The sequence below is a fragment of the Mycobacterium sp. shizuoka-1 genome (genome assembly GCF_002723835.1).
GTDB lineage: Bacteria > Actinomycetota > Actinomycetes > Mycobacteriales > Mycobacteriaceae > Mycobacterium.
In genome coordinates this window covers 21,052-43,290 of record NZ_BEWG01000107.1, presented here as the reverse complement: position 1 = coordinate 43,290, position 22,239 = coordinate 21,052, and the positions used below count along the sequence as shown (strand labels likewise).

20 protein-coding genes and 2 tRNA genes are annotated in these 22,239 nt (G+C 67.5%); 8 read left to right on the top strand and 14 right to left on the bottom strand.

Going from position 1 to position 22,239, the window contains the following annotated elements; all coding sequences use genetic code 11:
• Positions 1 to 19: 19 nt before the first annotated feature.
• The 8 genes from MSZK_RS27010 to MSZK_RS26975 are packed head-to-tail and all read right to left on the bottom strand — an operon-like array spanning position 20 to position 9,297.
• Complete coding sequence (locus tag MSZK_RS27010; protein WP_099251618.1) at positions 20 to 1,129, bottom strand: dihydrolipoamide acetyltransferase family protein; 1,110 nt, start codon at positions 1,127 to 1,129, stop codon at positions 20 to 22.
• Positions 1,126 to 2,178 carry an alpha-ketoacid dehydrogenase subunit beta gene (locus MSZK_RS27005; RefSeq protein WP_099251617.1) on the bottom strand — a complete coding sequence of 351 codons (1,053 nt, stop codon included), beginning with the start codon at positions 2,176 to 2,178 and terminating at the stop codon, positions 1,126 to 1,128. The genes MSZK_RS27010 and MSZK_RS27005 overlap by 4 nt, the downstream gene beginning before the upstream one ends.
• Positions 2,179 to 2,188: 10 nt before the next feature.
• Entirely contained in the window at positions 2,189 to 3,238 is a 1,050-nt protein-coding gene (gene pdhA, locus MSZK_RS27000) for a pyruvate dehydrogenase (acetyl-transferring) E1 component subunit alpha (RefSeq protein ID WP_099251616.1), read from the bottom strand.
• A gap of 59 nt (positions 3,239 to 3,297) precedes the next feature.
• Positions 3,298 to 4,116: a CoA ester lyase gene (locus MSZK_RS26995; RefSeq protein WP_099251615.1), complete on the bottom strand. Its 819-nt coding sequence runs from the start codon at positions 4,114 to 4,116 to the stop codon at positions 3,298 to 3,300.
• Entirely contained in the window at positions 4,116 to 4,604 is a 489-nt protein-coding gene (locus MSZK_RS26990; RefSeq protein WP_099251614.1) for a MaoC family dehydratase, read from the bottom strand. Before MSZK_RS26990 ends, MSZK_RS26995 begins: the two co-directional genes overlap by 1 nt.
• A complete protein-coding gene (locus MSZK_RS26985; protein ID WP_099251613.1) occupies positions 4,605 to 5,765 on the bottom strand; it encodes an acyl-CoA dehydrogenase family protein in 1,161 nt (386 codons plus the stop codon).
• Positions 5,765 to 7,744, bottom strand: coding sequence for a biotin carboxylase N-terminal domain-containing protein (locus MSZK_RS26980; protein WP_099251612.1), 1,980 nt, complete (start codon positions 7,742 to 7,744; stop codon positions 5,765 to 5,767). Before MSZK_RS26980 ends, MSZK_RS26985 begins: the two co-directional genes overlap by 1 nt.
• A 2-nt stretch (positions 7,745 to 7,746) precedes the next feature.
• Complete coding sequence (locus MSZK_RS26975; protein WP_099251611.1) at positions 7,747 to 9,297, bottom strand: carboxyl transferase domain-containing protein; 1,551 nt, start codon at positions 9,295 to 9,297, stop codon at positions 7,747 to 7,749.
• Between the two features lie 80 nt (positions 9,298 to 9,377).
• Here MSZK_RS26975 and MSZK_RS26970 point away from each other — a divergent pair, with 80 nt between their 5' ends.
• Positions 9,378 to 10,031: a TetR/AcrR family transcriptional regulator gene (locus MSZK_RS26970; protein WP_099251610.1), complete on the top strand. Its 654-nt coding sequence runs from the start codon at positions 9,378 to 9,380 to the stop codon at positions 10,029 to 10,031.
• On the opposite strand, the gene MSZK_RS26965 is transcribed toward MSZK_RS26970, so the two are convergent.
• The 3 genes from MSZK_RS26965 to MSZK_RS26955 form a co-directional block, all read right to left on the bottom strand.
• A complete protein-coding gene (locus MSZK_RS26965; protein WP_099251609.1) occupies positions 10,019 to 10,174 on the bottom strand; it encodes a DUF6131 family protein in 156 nt (51 codons plus the stop codon). The genes MSZK_RS26970 and MSZK_RS26965 overlap by 13 nt on opposite strands.
• 40 nt (positions 10,175 to 10,214) lie before the next feature.
• A complete protein-coding gene (locus tag MSZK_RS33255; protein WP_099251608.1) occupies positions 10,215 to 10,424 on the bottom strand; it encodes a hypothetical protein in 210 nt (69 codons plus the stop codon).
• Between the two features lie 63 nt (positions 10,425 to 10,487).
• Positions 10,488 to 12,362 carry a S9 family peptidase gene (locus MSZK_RS26955; RefSeq protein ID WP_099251607.1) on the bottom strand — a complete coding sequence of 625 codons (1,875 nt, stop codon included), beginning with the start codon at positions 12,360 to 12,362 and terminating at the stop codon, positions 10,488 to 10,490.
• A gap of 146 nt (positions 12,363 to 12,508) precedes the next feature.
• On the opposite strand from MSZK_RS26955, the gene MSZK_RS26950 reads away from it, so the two are divergent.
• Positions 12,509 to 13,249 carry an MmpS family transport accessory protein gene (locus MSZK_RS26950; protein WP_099251606.1) on the top strand — a complete coding sequence of 247 codons (741 nt, stop codon included), beginning with the start codon at positions 12,509 to 12,511 and terminating at the stop codon, positions 13,247 to 13,249.
• A 10-nt stretch (positions 13,250 to 13,259) separates the two neighbouring features.
• On the opposite strand, the gene MSZK_RS26945 is transcribed toward MSZK_RS26950, so the two are convergent.
• The gene (locus tag MSZK_RS26945; RefSeq protein WP_099251605.1) at positions 13,260 to 14,573 is read right to left on the bottom strand and encodes an MFS transporter; all 1,314 of its coding nucleotides are present in this window, start codon (positions 14,571 to 14,573) and stop codon (positions 13,260 to 13,262) included.
• Positions 14,574 to 14,596: 23 nt separating this feature from the next.
• Between MSZK_RS26945 and cmrA the strand changes: the two genes are divergently transcribed.
• Positions 14,597 to 15,403, top strand: coding sequence for a mycolate reductase (cmrA, locus tag MSZK_RS26940; RefSeq protein WP_099251604.1), 807 nt, complete (start codon positions 14,597 to 14,599; stop codon positions 15,401 to 15,403).
• 88 nt (positions 15,404 to 15,491) lie between these two features.
• Here cmrA and MSZK_RS26935 read toward each other — a convergent pair whose 3' ends face one another.
• The gene (locus MSZK_RS26935; protein WP_099251603.1) at positions 15,492 to 17,063 is read right to left on the bottom strand and encodes a helicase HerA-like domain-containing protein; all 1,572 of its coding nucleotides are present in this window, start codon (positions 17,061 to 17,063) and stop codon (positions 15,492 to 15,494) included.
• A 75-nt stretch (positions 17,064 to 17,138) separates the two neighbouring features.
• On the opposite strand from MSZK_RS26935, the gene orn reads away from it, so the two are divergent.
• From orn to MSZK_RS26915, 4 genes are all read left to right on the top strand, one after another.
• The gene (gene orn / locus MSZK_RS26930) at positions 17,139 to 17,774 is read left to right on the top strand and encodes an oligoribonuclease (protein WP_199203511.1); all 636 of its coding nucleotides are present in this window, start codon (positions 17,139 to 17,141) and stop codon (positions 17,772 to 17,774) included.
• A 44-nt stretch (positions 17,775 to 17,818) separates the two neighbouring features.
• A tRNA-His gene (locus tag MSZK_RS26925) sits at positions 17,819 to 17,891 on the top strand.
• A 963-nt stretch (positions 17,892 to 18,854) separates the two neighbouring features.
• Positions 18,855 to 20,123, top strand: a complete 1,269-nt coding sequence (locus tag MSZK_RS26920) for a hypothetical protein (RefSeq protein ID WP_142390014.1) — start codon at positions 18,855 to 18,857, stop codon at positions 20,121 to 20,123.
• 135 nt (positions 20,124 to 20,258) lie between these two features.
• Positions 20,259 to 20,696: a hypothetical protein gene (locus MSZK_RS26915; RefSeq protein WP_142390013.1), complete on the top strand. Its 438-nt coding sequence runs from the start codon at positions 20,259 to 20,261 to the stop codon at positions 20,694 to 20,696.
• Between the two features lie 3 nt (positions 20,697 to 20,699).
• On the opposite strand, the gene MSZK_RS26910 is transcribed toward MSZK_RS26915, so the two are convergent.
• Positions 20,700 to 21,923, bottom strand: coding sequence for an Ig-like domain-containing protein (locus tag MSZK_RS26910; RefSeq protein ID WP_099251599.1), 1,224 nt, complete (start codon positions 21,921 to 21,923; stop codon positions 20,700 to 20,702).
• Between the two features lie 166 nt (positions 21,924 to 22,089).
• Here MSZK_RS26910 and MSZK_RS26905 point away from each other — a divergent pair.
• Positions 22,090 to 22,162 (top strand) — tRNA-Lys (locus tag MSZK_RS26905).
• Positions 22,163 to 22,239: the final 77 nt, after the last annotated feature.

Below are 22,239 nucleotides of genomic sequence, written 5' to 3'. Positions count from 1 at the left end.
CCGCGCCCAAATCGCTCAACTAGAGGTCCAGCAGCGCGGTCTCCGGCGACTCGATCAGCCCACGCAGATCGGTCAGGAAAGCCGCCACCTGGGCACCGTCGGCGATGCGATGGTCGAAGGCGCACGTCAACGTCATTGTCGGACGGGCAACCACGGTGTCGTCGACCACCACGGCGCGCGGCTTCAACGAGCCCATGCCGAGGATCGCGGCCTCCGGGTGGTTGATCACCGGGACGCCGTCGTCAAGACCGAGCGCGCCGAAGTTCGACACCGTGAACGTCGAACCGCCCAACTGCGCGGGCGTCAGCGTGCCCGCCCGGGCCCGCTGCACAACATCGTCGACGGCCGCGGCAAGTCGCCTGGTGGAACACCCGCGGGCGTCGACGACCGGAACCAGCAGGCCGCGCTCGGTAGCCACCGCGATACCGAGGCGGACGTCGGGATGAAGCCGGATCTCTGGTTCGGCTCCGGATTCCATCCAGGTGGCGTTGAGCATCGGGTGCCGGCCCAAAGCAATCACCAACATCCGCAACGTCAGCACGAAGGGCGCCACGTCCAGCGTGTCCCGAAGCCGCAGCAGCGCGGTGCCATCGACCTGGACACTGGCGTGTGCGTCGGGGATCTGGCTGCGCGACAACGACATCTGGGTAGCCATGCGGGCTTGGACACCGCGCACGGGGACCGTCCGCGGTGGCGCTGCCGGCTCCGACGTACCCGCCGCGGCCAGCACGTCGTCGCGGGTGATGATGCCGTCGGCGCCCGAACCGCGCTGCAGCCCCTGAAGATCCACCGCGAGATCGGCCGCGAGCTTGCGAACCTTGGGCGCGGCGCGTGCTCTTCTGCTGCGGTCCAATCCGTCGTCGACGCCGTAGCCGACCAGAACCGGCGATCGCGCCTCGGTTTCGATGCGCACCAGCAGCGTGCCCACCGCGAGCGTCTCCCCCTCCGCACCGCCTAGTTCGACGACCCGCCCGACATAGGGGCTCGGGATCTCCACCTCGGCCTTGTTGGTCTCGACCGTGCACAAGGTCTGGTTGAGTTCGACGACATCGCCGACGCTGACGGCCCAGCTGGTGATCGTGGCGTCCTGCAGCCCCTCACCGAGATCCGGAACCAGGAAGTCGCTCATGGCCGTTGCATCGTTCTCGCGACGCAGTCCAGCAGGCGGTCCACCCCGGGCAGCCACAGTTTCTCCAGCCGGGCCGGCGGATACGGTGTGTCGAAGCCGGTGGCCCGCTGCACCGGCGCCTCGAGGTCGTAGAACAGTTCTTCGGAGATCCGCGCCGCCAACTCAGCGCCGAACCCCAGCGTCCGCGGGCCTTCATGCAGCACCACCGCGCGACCGGTCTTGGCGACCGACGCCGCAACGGTGTCGAAGTCCAGCGGGCTCAGCGATCGAAGGTCGACGACTTCCAGGCTGCAGTCGGCGATCTCGGCCGCGTGCAATGCGGTGCCGACCAGCCCGCCGTAGGTCAAGACCGTGACGTCCGCACCTGCGCGGCGGATCGCCGCCGTGCCGATCGGCGGGGCGGGTACCGCCAGGTCGACCACCTCGCGCCCCCAGTAGCGGCGCTTGGGTTCGAGGTAGATCACCGGATCCCGGCCGGCGATCGCATGCCTCAGCAGCCAGTAGGCGTCCGACGGGGTCGAGGGCACAACGACTTTCAGCCCGGCAGTGTGCACCCAATAGGACTCGGTGGACTCCGAATGGTGCTCGACCGCGCCGATGCCGCCGAACGACGGGATTCGGACCGTGACCGGCATGTCGACCTGACCACGGGTCCGCATCCGATACTTGGCGAGGTGGCTGACTATCTGGTCGAACGCGGGATAGGAGAACCCGTCGAACTGGATCTCCGGAACCGGCACGAAACCGCGGATGGCCAGGCCCACCGCGATCCCGATGATCGCCGATTCGGCCAGCGGGGTGTCGAAGCAGCGTTGCTCACCGAACGTTTCGGCCAAGCCCTCGGTGATCCGGAAGACGCCCCCCAAGGTCGCGACGTCTTCGCCGAACACCAAGACGCGCTCGTCGCCGGCCATCGCGTCGTGCAACGCACGGTTGATCGCCTGCGCCATGGTCAGCGCGGTGACGTGGGGCAGCTCGGTCAGGACGGGCCGGCCCGGCTCACCCGTCCCGTCGCCGCGCGTCGGGGGTCGGTCGATGATCTGCGTCATCTCATGCCTCCTATGCCAATTCGGCGCGCAGTTGGGCGCGCTGGGCGGCCAGCACCGGGGTGATCTCGGCGTACACGTGGTCGAACACCTCGTCGACATCGACGTCGGGCGCACCGACCACCCCGTCGCGCAGCTCGGCGCGCAGCCGCGCCGAGCGTGCCTGCACCCGCGCCTCGAGCCGCTCGGTAAGCGTCCCGGTGCGCTGCAAATAGGTGCGGTAGCGCGAGATCGGGTCGCGGGCAGACCATTCGGCGAGTTCGCCGGTCGTGCGGTACCGGGTGGCGTCGTCGGAGGTGGTGTGCGGTTCCATCCGGTAGGTGACCGCTTCGATCAGGGTCGGCCCGCCACCACCGCGGGCCCGCTCGGCCGCTTCGACCATCACCGCGTAGCAGGCCAGGATGTCGTTGCCGTCCACTCGGATTCCCGGCATTCCGTACCCGGCCGCCCGGTGCGCGATGGTGGGCCCGGCATATTGGCGGCTGGCCGGCACCGAGATCGCCCACTGGTTGTTCTGGATGTAGAAGATGCACGGCGCCTTCTCGACGGCCGCCAGGTTCATCGCCTCGTGCGAGTCGCCTTCACTGGTGGCCCCGTCACCGAGGAAGGCCACCGTGAGCGAATCCTCGCCCAGCCGTTGGGCTGCCATCGCCGCGCCCACCGCGTGGAGTGCATTGGTGGCGATGGGGATCGCGATCGGTGCGCAGCACTTCGCGGTGAAATCCAGGCCACCGTGCCAGGCGCCGCGCCACACGGCGGCCAGTTGCGTGGGAGCGATACCGCGCACCAGGAACACGCCAAGCTCACGGAACTGAGGAAACAACCAGTCGGTCTTACGCAGACAGGCCGCCGCACCGACCTGGGCGGCCTCCTGGCCACGGCACGATGCGTAGAGCGCGAGCTCACCCTGACGCTGCAAGTTGACGAATTCGACGTCGAGATCGCGGGTGACGACGAGATTCTCGTACAGCCAGGCGAGAGTTTCCGGCGGCAAGTCGCGACGATAGCGCGATTCCGCAGTCGCGGTTCCATCCTGCGCGACGAGTTGAACCGGTTGATCCATAACCGCCTCCTCTGCCGGTGCAGAGGCGGTCGGAGCAAACCTGTTGTGGCAGGCTCCAGCTAGCGGCCGGGGTCGGGCGCTAGCTGGACGATGCGCTCTGCTCGCCGAAGCACCGGTGCATCCACCATTATGCCCTCGAATTGGAAGACACCGCGTTCATCGCGGGCCGCCTCGAGGACGTGTCGCGCCCAACCTACCTGTTCAGGGCTAGGAAGGTAGGCCTCCCTTATCGCCGCGATCTGACTAGGATGGATCGCCACTTTGGCGTCGAAACCGACCGCGACCGCATCGTCGGCCTCGGCCCGCAGACCGTCGAGATCCTTGATGTCGAGGTACACCGAATCCAGCGCGAGCCGCCCGTATGCCTTGGCGGCCAGCAAGCTCTGCGAGCGGACGTGCACCGCGACGTCGCGGTAGGAGCCGTCGGGGTGCCGGTTGGCGGTGCCGCCGAGAACGGCGAACAGGTCCTCGGCTCCCCACATGACGGCCAGCGTGTTGTCGGCCCGGCTCGACTCCACGACGTGGAGCGCACCCAGCGGGGTCTCGATCAGGACGACGACATCCAACGGAGCCAGGGCGGCCACTTGCGCACCCGATTCGGTCTTGGCCAGCATCACCGTGGTGTACGGCGTGCGGGCCAGCGCCTCGAGGTCGAGCCGATGATCGGCGGTGGTCGCCGGGTTTATTCGCACCACGGTGCGCCCGGGGTCGAGCTGGGTTGCCACCAACGCCTCGCGGGCGGCGCCGCGGTCCTTGGCCGCCACCCCGTCCTCGAGATCCAAGATCACGACATCGGCTGCAGCGGCAGCCTTTTCGAATCGCTCCGGGCGGTCGGCGGGGCAGAACAGCCAAGCCGGCCCCGGATTGTCGAGTGCCATCAGGCCGGCCTCTTTCGCACCATCGTCTTGCGGGTGGCGGTCGCCACCACCTCACCGTGCTGGTTACGCGCGGTGTGGGCGAACGTGACGATGCCCTCCCCGGGCCGGCTCCGAGATTCCCGCTTGTCGGTGACGACGGTCTCGGCATACATCGTGTCGCCGTGGAACAACGGCTTGGGGAATGCGATGTCGGAGAAGCCGAGGTTGCCGACGATGGTGCCCTGGGTCAGCTGCGTGACAGACAGACCCACCAATGTGGACAACGTGAACATGGAGTTGACCAACCGCTGATGGAACGGCGGCAACGCATCGGAGAATGCCGCATCCAGATGCAATGCCTGGGTGTTCATCGTCAGCGTGGTGAAGAAGACGTTGTCGGCCTCGGTGATGGTGCGGCCGGGCGCGTGCACGTACCGCACCCCGATCTCGAATTCCTCGAACCACAGGCCGCGCTGGACGACGACCTTCTCCTCGGTAGGATCGCTCACCTACAGCCCCATCTGCCGGGCGATGATCATCAGCTGCACTTCTGTTGTCCCTTCCCCGATTTCGAGGATCTTGCTGTCCCGGTAGTGGCGGGCCACGGCGTATTCGTTCATGAAACCGTACCCGCCGTGGATCTGCGTAGCGTCACGGGCGTTGTCCATGGCCGCCTCGCTGGCCACCATCTTCGCGATCGCCGCCTCCTTCTTGAACGGCTTGCCGGCCAGCATCAACGCCGCCGCGTCGTAGTAGGCGGTGCGTGCCGCGTGCGCGCGGGCCTCCATGCGGGCGATCTTGAACTCGATCGCCTGGTACTTGCCGATCGGCTGACCGAACGCGGCACGCTCGGCGGCGTATTTCGCGCTCTCGTCGACACAACCCTGCGCTGCGCCGACCGAGAGCGCCGCGATCGCGATCCGGCCCTCGTCGAGGATCCGCAGGAAGTTGGCGTAACCGCGGCCCCGTTCGCCGAGCAGGTTCTCGGCCGGAACCCGCACGTCGTCGAAGGTCAGCGGGTGGGTGTCCGACGCGTTCCAGCCGACCTTGTCGTAGGCCGGTTCGGCGGTGAAGCCGGGCGTCGGCACCGGCACCAGGATCGACGAGATCTCCCGGTTGTCCCCGGAGCCGCCGGTGACCGCGGTGACCGTGACCAGCCGGGTGATGTCGGTGCCGGAGTTGGTGATGAACTGCTTGGAGCCGTTGATGACCCAGTGCCCGTCGTCGAGTCGGGCGGTGGTCTTGGTGGCGCCGGCGTCGGTGCCACCGCCGGCCTCGGTCAGGCCGAACGCGCCGAGTGCCTGCCCGCTGGTGAGCTGCGGCAGCCATTCCTGCTTCTGCGCCTCGTTACCGAAGCGGTAGACCGGCATCGCGCCCAACGACACCCCGGCCTCCAGCGTGATCGCCACACTCTGGTCGACCTTGCCGAGTTCCTCCAGCGCCAGACACAGGGCGAAATAGTCGCCGCCCATGCCGCCGTACTCCTCCGGGAACGGCAGGCCGAACAGACCCATCTCCGCCATCCCGGCGACGACCTCGTAGGGGAAGGAATGCTCGGCATCGTGCTGCGCCGCCACCGGTGCGACGACCGAGCGGGCGAAGTCACGCACCGTGTGGGCGAGCTGCTGGTACTCGTCGGGAAGCGTTCCCGTGGAAAGGAAGTCGGTCATTATTGTGCTTTCTGTTCATGAGCCGCGGTGACCTTCGCCAGCAGCTGCCCCACCTTGACCTGGTCGCCCACGGCGACATGCAGTGTGACCACACCGTCGACGGGCGCGGTCAGTGAATGCTCCATCTTCATCGCCTCGACGGCGACCACCACGGTGCCGGCAGTGACCTCGTCACCGTCGGACACGCCCACCGCCACAACCGATCCGGGCATCGGACTGACCAGTTCGGCGTCGCCACCAAGCTCGTCGCCAGGCCGCACGGGTGCCTCACGGACCTCCTCCAGCGCCACCGTACGGCCTTCACCGGCCAGCCAGATCTGGTGTACGTCGGTGGCCACCGTATAGGTGCCGCGCAGTCCGTCGATCGTCACGGAGAGGCCATCACCGGCCAACTGGGCTGACAGCGAACGAGGTTCGCCGTCCTCGATGCGGACAACCGCGTGATCGGGTGTACCGGTGATGTGGACGTGATCGGTTCGCTCGCCGCTGCGCAACCGAATGCTCGTCGGCGCGGGCGCCCCGATTCGCCAGCCGGACGGCACATCCCACAGGTCCGCCGGCTCCACCGGCCAGCGCTGTAGCCAGCGATAGGCCGCGGCGGCGATGAATGCGTCGTCGTCGACCGGCCGCCCGGCGAACGAGGTCCGGTCGATCAGGCCGGTGTCGAGCCGGCCCGCCGCCACGTCGTCGTCGGCCAGCAGGAAACGCAGGAACTCGACGTTGGTGCCGACCCCCAGCACCGCGGTCTGCGAGAGCGCACGGTCGAGGGTGCGCAGCGCGGCCGCGCGGGTGTCGCCGTGCGCGATCACCTTCGACAGCATCGGGTCGTAGTCGCTGCCGACCGTCATCCCCTGGGCTAGACCGGAGTCCACCCGGATCCCCACGCCCGAGGGCTCCCGCAGGGCCAGCACCGGCCCGCCGGTCGGGAGGAAGCCGGCGGCGGGATCCTCGGCGTACACCCGGGCTTCGATCGCATGCCCGGTCATCGTGATGTCGTCCTGGGCGACGGGCAGCTTCTCCCCCGCCGCGATGCGTACCTGCCACTCGACGAGGTCGTACCCGGTGACCAGCTCGGTCACCGGATGCTCGACCTGCAGCCGGGTGTTCATCTCCATGAAGAAGAACTCGTCGGGGTGATCGGCCGAGACGATGAACTCCACGGTGCCCGCGCCGATGTAGTCGACGCTACGGGCGGTGTCGCAGGCCGCGGCGCCGATCCGCGCGCGCGTGTGGGCGTCCAGCAGCGGCGAGGGTGCCTCCTCGATGACCTTCTGGTGGCGGCGTTGCAGACTGCATTCGCGTTCGCCGAAGTGCAGTACGGTTCCGGTGGTGTCGGCGAGCACCTGAACCTCGATGTGCCTGGGCCGCAGGACGAATCGCTCGAGGAACAACGTGTCGTCGCCGAACGCGGCAGCCGACTCGCGCCGAGCGGCGGCCAGCGCCGCCGGCAGCTCACCGGCGTCGTCGACGCGCCGCATACCTTTACCACCACCCCCGGCGGAGGGCTTGACCAGGATCGGGAAGCCGATGCCGTCGGCCGCCTCGATCAGTTCGGCGTCGGTCAGTCCGGGCCGGGCGATGCCCGGCACCACCGGCACCCCGAAGGCCGACACCGCGGCCTTGGCGGCGATCTTGTCGCCCATCGTGCGGATCGCGCCCGACGGCGGCCCGATGAACGCCACCCCGGCGCGTTCTAGAGCCGCGGCGAAATCCGAGTTCTCGGAGAGGAAGCCGTAACCGGGATGGACGGCCTGCGCGCCGGTGCGCACGGCCGCGGCCACCACCGCGTCGATGTCCAGGTAGCTCTGCCGTGCCGGCGGCGGCCCGATCCGCACCGCGACGTCCGCCTCGACGACATGGCGGGCACCGGCGTCGGCGTCACTGTAGACGGCGACTGTGTGGATGCCCATCGCCTTGCACGTGCGGATGACGCGAACCGCGATCTCACCCCGGTTGGCGACTAGGACACTGGTAAACATCGTCACATCCTGAAGACGCCGTAGGACACGGCCTCGACGGGAGCGTTGGCGGTTACCGACAGTGCCAGTCCCAGAACGGTTCTGGTATCAGCCGGATCGATGACGCCGTCGTCCCACAGCCGTGCGGTCGAGTAATACGGATTGCCCTGGTGTTCGTATTGAGCGCGGATCGGCGCCTTGAAGGCCTCCGACTCCTCGGGGGTCATGTCGCCGCGCACGGTAGCCAGCACCGACGCCGCCTGTTCACCGCCCATCACCGAGATCCGGGCGTTGGGCCACATCCACAGAAACCGCGGCGAATAGGCCCGTCCGCACATGGAGTAGTTGCCGGCACCATAGGAGCCGCCGATGACCACGGTCAGCTTGGGCACCCGGGCGCACGCCACGGCCGTCACCATCTTGGCACCGTGCTTGGCGATACCGCCGGCCTCGTAGTCACGGCCGACCATGAAGCCGGTGATGTTCTGCAGAAAAAGCAGTGGCACCATCCGCTTGTCGCACAGTTCGATGAAATGTGCTCCCTTGAGCGCTGATTCGCCGAACAGCACGCCGTTGTTGGCGACGATGCCGACCGGATGACCGTGGATATGCGCGAATCCGGTGACCAGAGTGGTGCCGTATTCGGCTTTGAATTCGCTGAATTCGCCGCCGTCGACGATGCGGGTGATCACCTCATGCACGTCGTAAGGCACTCGGGCGTCGACCGGGACCACGTCGTAGAGCTCGTGCTGGTCGGCGATCGGAGCGACCTCGGGTCGCACGTCCCACGGCCGCGGCTCGCGCGGACCCAGCGTGGCCACGATGCGGCGAACGATGCGCAGGGCGTCGCGGTCGTCGTGGGCGAGGTGGTCGGTCACGCCGGAGGTCTTGGAGTGCAGATCGCCGCCGCCGAGTTCTTCGGCCGTCACCACCTCGCCGGTGGCGGCCTTCACCAGCGGTGGGCCGCCCAGGAAGATGGTGCCCTGATTGCGCACGATCACCGCCTCGTCGCTCATCGCGGGAACGTAGGCGCCGCCGGCCGTGCACGAGCCGAGCACGGCGGCGATCTGCGGGATGCCGGCCGCGCTCATCGTGGCCTGGTTGAAGAAGATGCGGCCGAAGTGGTCGCGGTCGGGGAACACCTCGTCCTGGCGGGGCAGGAATGCACCGCCCGAGTCGACCAGGTACAGGCACGGCAGCCGGTTCTGCAGCGCTATCTCCTGGGCGCGCAGGTGCTTCTTGACCGTCACCGGGTAATAGGTGCCGCCCTTGACCGTCGCGTCGTTGGCCACGATCATGCATTCGCGTCCGGAGACCCGGCCGATTCCGGTGATGATGCCGGCGGCCGGGCATTCGTCGTCGTACATCCCGTCGGCGGCCAGCGGTGCGACCTCGAGCAAGGCGCTGCCGGGATCCAGCAGGCCGTCCACCCGGTCACGCGGTAACAGCTTGCCGCGCTCGACATGTCGGGCCCGCGCGCGCTGCGACCCGCCGAGCGCCGCCGCGGCCAGCTTGCCGCGCAACTGCTCGACGAGCTGCAGGTGCGCCTCACGGTTGGCGGCCGCTGCTGTCATCAGTCTCTGTCCCGTCGCAAATTGAGTTAATGACGACTAACTCGTGTAAGGTTAGTGAAGATTAACCGAAACGTAAAGACATGCCGCCGGAGACCCCCATCGAGACGCCCACCCGCCGCAGCAGGCAGAAGTCGGATCGCCGATCTGCCCTGTTGTCGGCTGCAGAACGGCTCATGGCGGAGAAGGGCTTTGCGGCTGTCCGGCTCGAGGACATCGGGGCTGCGGCCGGCGTCAGCGGCCCCGCGATCTACCGGCACTTCCCCAACAAGGAAGCGCTCCTGGTCGAACTTCTGGTCGGAATCAGCACCCGGCTGCTGGCCGGCGCGCGCAGCGTCGTCGCCGAAGCGGACGACCCGGTCGCGGCGCTGACCGGGCTGATCGAATTCCACCTCGACTTCGCCCTGGGCGAGTCGGATCTGATCCGCATCCAGGACCGCGACCTTGCACATCTGCCGGCCTCGGCGCAACGGCAGGTCAGGCGGGCCCAGCGCAGCTACGTCGAAATCTGGGTCACCGTGCAACGCGAGGTGCATCCCGATCTTGCGGAGGCCGACGCCCGGCTGATGGCCCACGCGGTGTTCGGTCTGCTCAACTCGACCCCACACAGCATGAAGCCCCTGGCGGCCAAGGAGGCCGACCAGGGGCGTTCACGCGACGTCCTACGGGCTATGACGATGGCGGCCCTGTCGTCCGCCGACCATCACACCCGGTCCGCTGTCGGTCAATACCAGTAGCGCCGGCCGGCGACCGGACGCCCGATGCTGCCCAACAGCCACAGAACCGCGCCGACCACCAGCAGGATGATGCCGATGGTCCACAGGATCTGAATCTTCAGGACGAACCCAAGGATGAGCAGGATTGCTCCGAGAACGATCATTGCTTCCTCCAGATAATCACGTGCCGAACAGTTTTCGTCGTTACTGGCTGGGCTGCGGCAGGTTGCAGCTTGCGACTACGGGATTGACTCCCGCATAGTTCAACGGGCCGGCCACCACCGTCAGGGCGATCGACCCAGCCGTGGCGCAGTTGGCTTGGCTGTTGGAGAAATATCCGCGCTGCCAGGTAGCGAAGACTCCAATCACCAGCCATACGATCACAATCACGCCCAGGATTCCGCGGCCTCGCATGGTGGATCCTCCTCGTTCGTCCGCAGCACTTGGCGCACAAGGTTTTACCCGCCCGAAATTTTCCTAAACATCACGACCGTCAAAAGCTGCGGCCAGCCAATCGGCCACCGCCCTGGCCAGCGCGGCATGGTTCTCGCGCTTGACGATCTCGTGCCCGTCGTCCTCGAAGAGCAGATAGCGCACGGCCCGGCCACGGGCGCGCAACGCCTCGACGATCTGCTCGGATTCGCTGACCGGCACATTGGTGTCCGTGCCGCCGTGCACCACCAGCAGCGGCGCCGTCAGCTTGTCGACTCGCTGCAGTGGCGACAAGGCCGCCAACAGATCGCGATCGGCGATCGGATGGCCGTATTCGGGATAGGACGCCGCCGCGATCCATGGCTCGGTGTTGCGGAAGAAGGTGTTCAGGTCGCTCATGCCGCAGATGCTGACCCCGGCCACGAACAGATCGGGGTGGAACGTCAACGCGGCCATGGTCAGATACCCGCCGTAAGACCAACCGGCGCAGGCGATTCTGCCCGCATCGGCCAGACCATGGGAGGCCAGATAGCGGGCGCAGTCGGCGACGTCGTCGATCGCGGCGAAGCGCTTTTCCTTGTCGTCGGCGTGGACGAACTCGCGGCCCTGACCGCCCGACCCGCGCACGTTCGGGGCGAATACCGCAATCCCCTCCTCGAGCAATCCCGGGAAGATCTCGCTGTGCGAGGGACGCGCCTGGCCTTCCGGCCCGCCGTGCAGGTAGATCATCGTGCCGGCCTGTTCGACACCCGGCGGCGGGCAATAGAGCCACCCGGACAGCGAACGACCGTCACGCGCGGCGAGGGTGTGCAAACGGGGGCGGCCGGAGACCGGACCGATGCTGGGTTTGCGGTCGATGCGTTCCCACTCCCGCGACCGGGGGTCCACCAACTCGACTGTTCGCGGCAGGTCGGGCCCCTGCAGCGTCATCGCGACCATGGATCCGCCGGCGCTGATCGACAATTCGCCGGCCACCAGGTTGGGTAGCGCGATGGGCTCCGACAGCGTGTTGTCGGCGTATTCGAGGATCTGTAATTCGCTGCAGCCGTTGATGTTCCACAGAAGTGCGACGGTCGACAGATCGTCACTGACCACGAATTCGTCGAGATCGTGACCGGGACGCTCGGCAACCACGTGGTACGCCACGCCGTCGGGGGTGACGGTCACCTCGAGCAGGCGGCTGTGCGCAGCACCGTTGTCGCTACGGATCAGCGCGCGCACATAACCGTCGGCGAGGTCTGGACCGTAGGTGTAGGCCGGGTGATACAGCGTGGTGTCCTCACCGTCCGGCCCCGATCGCAGCCGCCGCGGATGGTGGTCGTCGAGGATCACACCCATGTCGGTGCACGAACCGGGATCGGAAGGCAGCAGCGCGATTTCGGTGGATCCGGTCAGCATGATCAGTTCCCGGTAGCCGCGGGGGCCCACCCGGATCAGCGCCGAACCCGCCCACGCGTCAACCAGCCGTCCGCCGGTGCGGCGATCCAGGACCGTCACGGTACCGTCGGCCGGGTCGATCAGACTGGATTGCCCGATCCCGTCCTCACCGGTCAGGATCGCGCAGACCCGGGCGCCGTCCCACGCGATCAGTTCCGCCGTCCCATCCATCCCCGCCGAGCCCATCCCGTCGATCCGGCGGGCCATCCGATCGTCGGGGTCGGTGGTGACCACCCAGATCTGGCTGCGGGTGCTGCCCTCCGGGGCCACCTGACAGGCCAGCCAGTGCCCGTCGGCGGAGTGGATGACCCTGGTCACCGGCCCCTGCACGGGCAACTCGACGTCGCGCGACGAACTGGCCCGCCAGCCGCGCAGGAACCGCTGGACGGCGCGCGGATATCCCCCGTCGTCGACGATGTGGGCGAACGCCGTCGCGTCCGGCGACAGCGATGCCCCGTACGTCGCGCGCACGTCCTGTTCCACGCCACCTCACATTCTCCGGTCGTCAGGGCGACCAGTTACCCGGTAACACGTTCCACGTCGCTCACCAGTGGTAAACACGTTGCTGAGCTACAGGGCAACGACGGGGGCTGCCACGCGCAGGTAGCCTGGGCAACCATGAGGTGGGAATGAACGATCCGCGTCGACCGGAGTGGTCTGACCCGACGCAGTCGGCCGCGAGCGGCTATCCGCCCAGCACCGATCCCGCCTACTCCGGTCAGTATTCCGGACCCGGCTACGGTGCGCCCGGCTACGGGTCGCCGATGCAACCCACCGAGCAGCTGCCGTCCTACTGGCACCAGGGCGGAGGCTATCCGCCCAGCGAGCCGCCGCAGCCGCCGCCGGGCCCGCCCAAATCGCCCAAGTGGCTGTGGATCGCTGCCGGTGCCGCGGTACTGCTGGTGGTGGGACTGGTGATCGCACTCGTGATCGTGAGCAGTTCGGCCAGGGAGACGACGGTCGTCGCACCGCTGCCGCCGCTGTCGGAGACCACGACCGCGCCGCGGGCCACCACGTCGATACCGACGAGGACGCTGTCGCCGCTGCCGACCACCACCCCGGGCACGCCCACGGTGCCCGGTGGCGGCACCACCAGCCCGACCGGCACCGACACCGTCGTCTACAACGTCACCGGTGACGGCCGGGCCATCAACATCACCTACGTGGACACCGGCGGGGTGATGCAGACCGAGTTCAACGTGATGCTGCCGTGGAGCAAGGAGGTCAGCCTGCCTGCCCCCGCGCGCACCTCGGCCAGCGTCGCGGTCGTCAACGTCGGGCGCGACGTGACCTGCGACGTGTCGGTCAACGGCGTACAGGTGCGGGAGCGCACCGGGCGCGGACTGACGATCTGCACCGGAGCCGGCTGACCGCGACGCGCTACGGCCGGTGGTGCGGAACCTTCACAGCCAGCATCCCCAGCAGACCGACCGCCAGCACCACGCACAGCCCGGCCAGACCGGCGCGGTCGGCGTGGAAGGCATCCACGAACACGAAGAACAGCCACGGCGCCAGGAACGACGCCGCCCGACCGGTGGTGGTGTACAGCCCGAAGGCCACGGCCTCCTTGCCGTCACTGGCCATCCGCAACAGCACGGTGCGCGCCGAGGTCGTGATCGGGCCGACGCACAGGGCCAGCAAGAGCCCGCAGACCCAGAACACCCCCGGCCCGGACAGCGACAGCAGCGTCACCCCGACCGCGATCATCGCGGCCAGCGACACCACGATCACCGGCTTGCCGCCGATCCGGTCGTCGACGTGGCCACCCAGTACCGCGCCGAGGGCGGCCATGGTGCTGGCGATCACCCCGAAGATCAGCACGTCGGCCTGCGAGATCCCGTAGACGCTGACCCCGAGGACGGCCCCGAACGCGAACACCCCGGCGATGCCGTCCCGGAAAATCGCGCTGACGATCAGGTAGTAGACCAGGTTGCGGTCGCGCCGCCACTCCCCCCGCAGGTCGTTCCAGAGCCGTCGATAGCCGCCCAGCAGGCCGACCGCCTGCGACTCCGGGTCGCCGGCCGGGGCCAGCGTGTGGGCGGTGATCAGCAGCGGCAACGCGAGCACGACGAACCACGCGGCCGTCATCAGCATCGCAGCGCGCACATTCTGACCGTCGGCCACCGGGACGCCCAGCAGACCGCGGTTCGGGCCGGACCCGGCGATGAACGCGACGTAGAGCACCATCAACAGCGCGACGCTGCCGAAGTAGCCGGCCGCCGCACCCAGACCCGAGATACGCCCGGAATTCTGCGGCGTGGTCAGCTGCCGCAGCATCGCGTTGTACGGAACGCTGGCCAGGTCACCGCACGCGGCGGTGAACGCCAGCAGCACCAGGCCCGCGGCGAAGTACGCCGGGTCGGCCCGGATGAGGCTCATCGCCGTGGTGGACACCACCGCGAGCGCGCTCAGAATCGTCAGCGCGGCGCGGCGCCGATGCGGGGCCTGGACCAGGACACCGGTGAGCGGGGCCAGCACCGCGACGGTCAGACCGGCGATGGCCAGCGCCCGGCCCAGCCAGCTGGCCGGGGAGGTATCACCGGGCAGGTCCTGGCCGACCGTGCTGGTCAGGTACACCGAGAAGACGAATGTCGCGACGATGGCGTTCATGCCGGTGGAACCGCAGTCCCACAACGCCCAGGCGACCACCTTCGACCGGCCGGCGGTCGGGGCAACCGACGGGGGCCTGCTCATGCGGGTCACCCTACGATGGCCCCATGCCTGTACCCGCACCCGCCCCGGACAGCCGAGCCGTCGTCACCGGTGCCTCTCAGGGCATCGGCGAGGCGCTGGCCACCGAACTCGCCGCGCGCGGCCACCACCTGATCGTCACCGCGCGCCGCGCCGACGTGCTGCACACGCTGGCCGCACGGCTCACCGAGCGGTACGGCGTCACCGTCGAAGTACGGCCGGTGGATCTCGCCGACCCGCAGGCGCGGACCGCACTGGCCGACGAGCTGGCCGGCCGCGACATCTCGATCCTGTGCGCCAACGCCGGCACGGCCACGTTCGGGCCGGTGGCGAAGCTGGATCCGGCCGCCGAGCGGGCGCAGGTTCAGCTCAACGTGCTCGGGGTGCACGACCTGGTGCTGGCGGTGCTGCCAGGGATGCTGGCCCGCAAGGCCGGCGGGATCCTGATCTCGGGGTCGGCCGCCGGGAACTCGCCGATCCCGAACAACGCCACCTATGCCGCGAGCAAGGCCTTCGCCAACACCTTCAGCGAGTCGCTGCGCGGGGAGCTGAAAGATTCCGGCGTGCACGTCACGCTGCTGGCGCCGGGACCGGTGCGCACCGAGCTGCCCGATCCTGCCGAGCAGTCGCTGGTGGAGCGGTTGATCCCCGACTTCTTGTGGATCAACACCGAATACACGGCGCGGATCTCGCTGGATGGGCTGGACCACAACAAGATGCGGGTGGTGCCGGGGCTGACGTCCAAGGCCATGTCGGTGGCCTCCGGCTACGCCCCGCGCGCGATCGTCACGCCGATCGTCGGCGCGGTCTACCGCAAACTCGGCGGCGACTAACGCCTCCGGCGCCTTCTCGCCCAAACCGCCATTCCGCAGCAGAAGTGCGAGTAGATGCCGCCAAAACGTCGATCTCGGCGTCCGCGAACTAACGCCTCCGGCGACCCGTCCCGAAGATGCTGCGGGTGATCTCCCGGCCGATCACCGTGCCCGCCGACCGCATCGCGCTCTTGAAGGCCGGGCTGTTCATCACCTGATCCAGCACGCCCGGCTCGGCCTTCTGCGGCTTGGGCATCGGCGGCAGGTCGATACCGGTCGGCAACAGCGGCGGCAGATCGACCGGTTCCACCGGCGGCGGTGCCAACTTCGCGGCCAGCATCTCGTAGGCGGACTCGCGGTCAACGGTCTGTCCGTACTTGAGAAACAGCGGACTGGACTGTGCCACGGCCTTGATGTAGTCGGGTCCGATGGTGTCCATCAACGACTGCGGCGGGCGCATCCGGGTCCACGCCACCGGCGTCGGCGCGCCGCGCTCCGAAAGCACCGTGACGATGGCTTCGCCGATGCCCAGCGAGGTCAAATCGGTTTCCAGGTCGTAGAACTGGGTCTTGGGATAGGTGCGCACCGTCCGCGACAGGGCCTTCTGATCGTCCGGAGTGAATGCGCGCAACGCGTGCTGAACGCGCGCACCCAGCTGGGACAGCACGTTGTTGGGCACATCGGTGGGCAACTGGGTGCAGAAGAAGACACCCACACCCTTGGAGCGGATGAGTTTGACGGTCTGCTCGACCTGCTGCAGGAAGGCCTTGGACGCGTCGGCGAACAGCAGATGGGCCTCGTCGAAGAAGAACACCAGCTTGGGCTTGTCGATGTCGCCGACCTCGGGCAGGTAGGTGAACAGATCGGCCAGCACCCACATCAGGAACGTCGAGAACATCACCGGGCGGGCGGCCTGATCGCCGAGCTCGAGCAGGGTGATCACCCCGCGGCCCTGCGCGTCGACCCGCAGCAGATCGGCCGGATCGAGTTCGGGCTCCCCGAAGAACGTGCCGCCGCCATCGGCCTCGAGGTTGACCAGCGCCCGCAGGATGACGCCGGCAGTCTGCGGAGACACCCCGCCGATGGTCTTCAGCGTCTCCTTGCCCTCATCACTGGTCAGGTAGGTGATCACCGAGCGCAGGTCCTTCAGGTCCAGCAGCGGCAAACCCTGCTGGTCGGCCCAGTGGAAGATCAGCCCGAGGGTGGATTCCTGAGTAGCGTTGAGCCCCAAGACTTTCGACAACAAGATCGGGCCGAATGCCGAGATCGTGGCGCGCACCGGGACCCCGATACCGCCGGTGCCCAGCGACAGGAACTCGACGGGGAACGGCGCACCGGTCCAGCCGTCGTCTCCGGTGTCCTTGGCGCGCGCCAGGGTGCGTTCGCTGGGCTCCCCCGGCCGGGACAGGCCGGACAGATCGCCTTTGACGTCGGCCATCATCACCGGCACCCCGGCGGCGGACAGTTGTTCGGCGATCACCTGGAGGGTCTTGGTCTTGCCGGTGCCGGTGGCTCCGGCCACCAGGCCGTGCCGGTTCATCATCGCCAGCGGGATGGTGACCTGTGCGGCGGGGTCGACGACACCGTCGACGACGACCGAACCGAGGTTGAGTGCCTGCCCCGTGGTGGCGTAGCCGGCCGCGATCTGCTCGGCAGGAGTCGCTGTCGATTCGCTCGTCATGAGCGGACCTCCGTTGTCGCTCGGGTGATGGCCGATAGCACATTACTTGGCCCGCTGGGCTTACTGTTGAGCGCTGTGCGCGATGAATTGGTGTGGATCGACTGCGAGATGACCGGGCTGGACCTGCGGACCGACAAGCTGATCGAGATTGCCGCTCTGGTGACCGACGCCGAGCTCAACGTCCTGGGCGAGGGTATCGACGTCGTGATCCACGCCGGTGACGAAGCGCTGGACGGCATGATCGAGGTGGTCGCCCAGATGCACAGCCGGTCCGGACTCACCCAGGAGGTGCGCGCGTCGACCATCGACGTGCCGGCCGCCGAGGAACTGGTGATGGACTACATCCGCAGCCATGTAAAGCAGGCCAAGACCGCGCCGCTGGCCGGGAATTCGATCGCCACCGACCGCGGCTTCATCGCACGCGACATGCCGACGCTTGATTCCTATCTGCACTACCGGATGATCGACGTCAGCTCGATCAAGGAGCTGTGCCGGCGCTGGTATCCGCGGATCTACTACGGCCAGCCCGAGAAGGGCCTCGCACACCGGGCGCTGGCCGACATCAAGGAATCGATCCGCGAGCTGAAGTACTACCGAAGCACCGCGTTCGTCCCGCTGCCGGGGCCGTCTACCAGCGAGATCGCTGCCGCGGCCGCGCAGATCGACCGGCCCGACGCTGCGGATTCGGCTGAAGCGGCAGACAACGGCTAGTATCGACGACGCTGCTGCCGTCCTCACGACGGTATCCAGCGATGGTGGCTGTAGTTCAGTTGGTAGAGCACCAGGTTGTGATCCTGGCTGTCGCGGGTTCGAGTCCCGTCAGCCACCCGATGTCAGGGGCCCGAAAGGGCCCCTGATTTTTTTGCCTTCACTCACCTGCGCACCGGAATCCGCGATCAGCAGGCCGCATCCCCCTCAGGCGGAGCGCAACCGACGCCTCGGGCCCTTTCAACGACCGACAGGCCGCTTCCAAGCGTGACCGCGGCAGCTACCGACCAGGGTCAGGGTTCTCGGCGCAGCCGCCTTCCCGGCGCACGGCTCCACCGTTGCCGGGCGACCCGTCACCGCGACCGTCCGGGCACCAATTTCATTCCTTATGGAAATTAAAGCGGTGCGCACTATATGCAAAGCCCATCTACGCATTTCCTAAGAAATATCACCGAATTCAAATAAATCACATGTCCAGCCCAGTTAACTGTCCTTTCATCACGAAAGGCCGTTTCCACTGGAAGTCCCTCGCAGCGGTGCGAACCTAGCAACCCCACGACCGGGTCTGGCCGGGTCCTCATTTCCGCGTTCGCTGGCCGGAATCGGGCGGACGAAGGCAGAACGGGACTCCCGGCGGGCGGACGTCGCCGGGCAGCCCGCGACACGACCGCGAGACCATCACCGTCGACAGGCTGACCAACCGGCACACGCTGCAGAGATGATGCGAGGGCACAAGCGGTCCCACCTGGCGCGCGCCGGCGACGACAGCAAATCCCATCCGCAGGATCCCGCGGAATTCACACCGCGTTGAGGTTTGCCACCGCGGACCCGTGAATCTGGTCGCGCCGGGCTCCACCCCGTCAGTGCGCTGGCAGCAGCGCCGTGACCGGCACCTATTGCAATTAACCGGATCCGCCCCACCGATTTCGGCGTTCTTCCGCACGGTCGCGGTGCTGATCCCGCCCGTCGAGTGCGGAAAACCATGGTGATCACGTTTTGTTATCCGACTATGCGCGATAATTTAACAGCGCTGAGTTACCGTCGAGTAATGGCTCGCAGAGCTTAGCTGGGGAGGGCTGCAGTATGGATAGCGATCAGGTGGGGCTTGACCTATGGGTGGACAGGCTGGACGCGTTCATCCTGGCGATGGACGCGATCGACGCCGACGATCCGTTCGACTTCTGCGCGGACGCCTGGGAGATCTGGCAGAGTGCCGTCGCCGCGGATCCACCGCCTGAACGCAGCGCGGCGGTGCTCGTCGCCCTGGGCGGTCTGCAGGCGGTGGCACACGCCATGACGGCGTCGACACTCGACTTTTACCGCACGGCTGACGCCGGCCAGCGCGCCTCCGTCGCGACGGTGAACCGATCGCTCAAAGCGTGCCTTGGCACCCCGCGGCGGGAGTCGACGCGGTGGTTGTGCGACGGCGCGCCGGCCGCAGATGAGGTCAGCGCACGCAGCGCCACGCTGGTGGCCAGCCTGCAGACGACCAAGACGCCCGGTGCGGCGCCGATTTCAGACAGCGGGATCGTGTTCGACAAGGTGTGCGCGCTCACCGACACCGAGAACCGGCGTTATCGGGAGGCCTACGACCGGCTGCGCACGATGCTGGGCCGAGAGTCGTTGCGCCACATCGCCGATGAGAGCGACGTCCTGTCGGATGTGGTGCTCGGTATCGTGCTGGATCTACAGGCCAGCCGAGGGTCCACATTCGACGAACAGGTCATGGCCGAGCGCACGGACACACTTCGGTCGGCGGTGTTGTCGGTCACCGGGGCGATTCGCGCCCACCGCGAGCAGTCGGTGGCGGCCGCGAGGCGCACCTTCGGCCGCGATAGTGCGCCCGCCCGGACCGTCGAGGCACTGTTCGACGAGCTGGCGCAGACGTCGGACAGCTACCGCTGGCTGTCCGCACTGCACGAACCTCTGCAGCGCGGCGACACCGACGTGCTGCGCTACCACCTCACCGCACGCCGGCACGGCGCGCCGGAGGTGGATGTCCGAATGGATCGCAACTTCCTGGCGCACGCTGCGATGTCCACGGCGGGGACGTGGTTGCGGCCGGGCCGGCCGGTCACACCCTCCGAGGATGCCAGTGTTCTGGAGATGGTCAAAGCGGTTGGGCCCGTGCTGGATTCCGCACAACAGCGGCTGGACGCCATCCTGTACCCGGACGTCACCCGGGATGTCGTCGCAGTGCGCGAACTCGTCGCCCGATTCGGAGGTAAAAAGGGGCTCGACGCGCTGAACGCCGCCCCCGGGTCCACACACAAGCCATGGATGCCGCCACACCTGTCGCCGCGGGTGCTCTCCTTCGTGCGAACCTTCGACCAACCAGCGCACCTGGTGTAACGGACCTCACTGCGGGGTCAGCAAACTTTGGTGGTTCAAAATGCGGCCCGGCGGGTACAGGGTCGTATGCCGCGGAATTCCGCAGCACAAGGACTCGTCGTCCGGGGGGACGCGATGGCGAAGGGACGCAAGACCATGAGTGTTCGGGTAGTGGCAGACTCCGACGGATCGCTTCGTCCGGGCATCTGGGTGGACAGGCTGCGCGCGTTCATCGCGGCCCTCGACGCCATCGACGCCGACGAGCCGCTGAATTACTGCGAACAAGCCTGGGACATCTGGGAGTGCTCTGCCACGGCGGATTTCCCGCCGGCGTCACACCCGGCCATGCTGATCGTCCTCGGTGTGCGCCAAGCGCTGGCCAGCGTGATGGCCTCGGCCTACCGGACCACCGCCGAGGCCCGACAAGGATTCACGCTGGCCGACGTGCACGACTCGCTGATCGAAGAGTTGGGCGCCGTGCGGCGCGAGTGCGAGCGCTGGGAGCGCGAAGGTCTGCCGTCGGCCGCCGAGGTCAGGGCTCGCAGCGCCTCCGCTGCGACCGGTTTGAACGCGGCCACCAAGCGGTCGGCCTGAGCACTAGTCGTTGGCGTTGCCGGCTTTCCACTGCGACCACGGAATGTTCCAGTCGCCCAGTCCGTCGGTGCCGGGCAGAACCGAGCCGACGGTACCGCGCACCTCGACGATGTCCCCGCGTTTGGTGTTGTCGTAGAACCACTTCGCGTTGCTCGGGCTGGCGTTGAGGCAGCCGTGGCTGACGTTCGAGTACCCCTGCGCGCCCACTGACCACGGCGCCGAGTGGACATAGATGCCGCTGTAGGACATCTGGGTGGCCCAGTCAACCTCGGTGCGATACCCGTTGGGCGAGTTGGACGGAACCCCGTACGTGGACGAGTCCATGATCATGTGCGACAACCGGTCGCCGATGATGTAGACGCCGTTGTTGGTGGGCGTGCTGTTCTTGCCCATCGAGATCGGCATGGTCTTGATGACCTCGCCGTTGCGCCGGATGGTCAACGTCTTGGTGCTGTCGTCGGCGGTCGCGATCACCTCGTCGCCGATGGTGAAACGCGACGTCAGGTTCTGCTGCCCGAACAGGCCGTCACCGAGATCGACACCGTAGGTGTTGACCGCGACGTCGACGGTGGTGCCGGGCTTCCAGTAGTTCTGCGGGCGCCAACGGACCTCACGATTGTTCAGCCAGTAGAAGGCGCCCTCGACGGGCGGGTTGGTGGTCACCTTGATCGCGCGCTCGGCGGCGAGCCGGTTGGGGATGTTCTCGTCGAAGCGCACCGCGATCGGCTGCCCGACCCCGACCACCTCACCGTCACCCGGCAGCAGGTACGGCATCGTCAGGTTTTCCGGTGACTGTGTCTCGAAGGTCAGCTGCTCGGTGGTCACCCCGCCCAGGCCCAGGGACTGGGCACTGAGCGTGTAGCTCTTGTTGTAGCCCAGCGGCTCGCTGGTCGACCAGGTGACGCCGTCGGGGCTGAGCTTGCCCGCGACCTGCTTGCCCGCCTCGTTGACCATCGTCACCGGGCCCAGCACGCCGCCGGTGGCGCTGACCGTGACCGGCCGGTCGAGGGGGACGTCGACCGCGCCGTCCTTGACCGAGGCGGTCAATTCCGGCACCAGCAGGTCTCCGTAGGGTGTGCCCTTGTCGGCGATGACCTTGACCGGGGCGGGCGCCGGTTCACCGCTGCTGCACGCGCTGAGCCCGATCAGCAGCATCGGAACGATCGCGAGCGCGGCCAGCCGGCTTCGCCGCGACCGCGTACGTTGGGTCGAACCGACCTGCCACATATCGCTCTCTGTCTCGCTAGCTGTGCAAACGCTGGGTGTGATTGGCAATAGTCTAAGGGAACTTCGCCGCTGGTGGCGACCGTACAGGTCAGCGCCGCGGGGACCGGCCACCAGCGGAATTTCATGTTCGGCAGTGGTGTTTGTTATTGTCGCTCACGCGGTTCACGCGCCGTTAGCTCAGTTGGTAGAGCAGCTGACTCTTAATCAGCGGGTCCGGGGTTCGAAACCCTGACGGCGCACAGCATAAGAGCCCCGGTTCATCCGGGGCTCTTTGCCGTTTCAGGGGGCGATGGCACCGGCCTTATTTCAACGCACC

Coding starts and splice junctions, on each gene's coding strand:
- MSZK_RS33255 (WP_099251608.1), bottom strand. CDS start 10,424: ATGCGAGGCCGCGGAATCCTGGGCGTGATTGTGATCGTATGGCTGGTG.
- MSZK_RS26980 (WP_099251612.1), bottom strand. CDS start 7,744: ATGTTTACCAGTGTCCTAGTCGCCAACCGGGGTGAGATCGCGGTTCGC.
- MSZK_RS26975 (WP_099251611.1), bottom strand. CDS start 9,297: ATGACAGCAGCGGCCGCCAACCGTGAGGCGCACCTGCAGCTCGTCGAG.
- MSZK_RS26935 (WP_099251603.1), bottom strand. CDS start 17,063: ATGACGAGCGAATCGACAGCGACTCCTGCCGAGCAGATCGCGGCCGGC.
- MSZK_RS26910 (WP_099251599.1), bottom strand. CDS start 21,923: ATGTGGCAGGTCGGTTCGACCCAACGTACGCGGTCGCGGCGAAGCCGG.
- pdhA (WP_099251616.1), bottom strand. CDS start 3,238: ATGGATCAACCGGTTCAACTCGTCGCGCAGGATGGAACCGCGACTGCG.
- MSZK_RS26915 (WP_142390013.1), top strand. CDS start 20,259: ATGAGTGTTCGGGTAGTGGCAGACTCCGACGGATCGCTTCGTCCGGGC.
- MSZK_RS26950 (WP_099251606.1), top strand. CDS start 12,509: ATGAACGATCCGCGTCGACCGGAGTGGTCTGACCCGACGCAGTCGGCC.
- MSZK_RS26945 (WP_099251605.1), bottom strand. CDS start 14,573: ATGAGCAGGCCCCCGTCGGTTGCCCCGACCGCCGGCCGGTCGAAGGTG.
- MSZK_RS27005 (WP_099251617.1), bottom strand. CDS start 2,178: ATGACGCAGATCATCGACCGACCCCCGACGCGCGGCGACGGGACGGGT.
- MSZK_RS26995 (WP_099251615.1), bottom strand. CDS start 4,116: ATGGCACTCGACAATCCGGGGCCGGCTTGGCTGTTCTGCCCCGCCGAC.
- MSZK_RS27010 (WP_099251618.1), bottom strand. CDS start 1,129: ATGAGCGACTTCCTGGTTCCGGATCTCGGTGAGGGGCTGCAGGACGCC.
- cmrA (WP_099251604.1), top strand. CDS start 14,597: ATGCCTGTACCCGCACCCGCCCCGGACAGCCGAGCCGTCGTCACCGGT.
- MSZK_RS26970 (WP_099251610.1), top strand. CDS start 9,378: ATGCCGCCGGAGACCCCCATCGAGACGCCCACCCGCCGCAGCAGGCAG.
- MSZK_RS26965 (WP_099251609.1), bottom strand. CDS start 10,174: ATGATCGTTCTCGGAGCAATCCTGCTCATCCTTGGGTTCGTCCTGAAG.
- MSZK_RS26920 (WP_142390014.1), top strand. CDS start 18,855: ATGGATAGCGATCAGGTGGGGCTTGACCTATGGGTGGACAGGCTGGAC.
- MSZK_RS26985 (WP_099251613.1), bottom strand. CDS start 5,765: ATGACCGACTTCCTTTCCACGGGAACGCTTCCCGACGAGTACCAGCAG.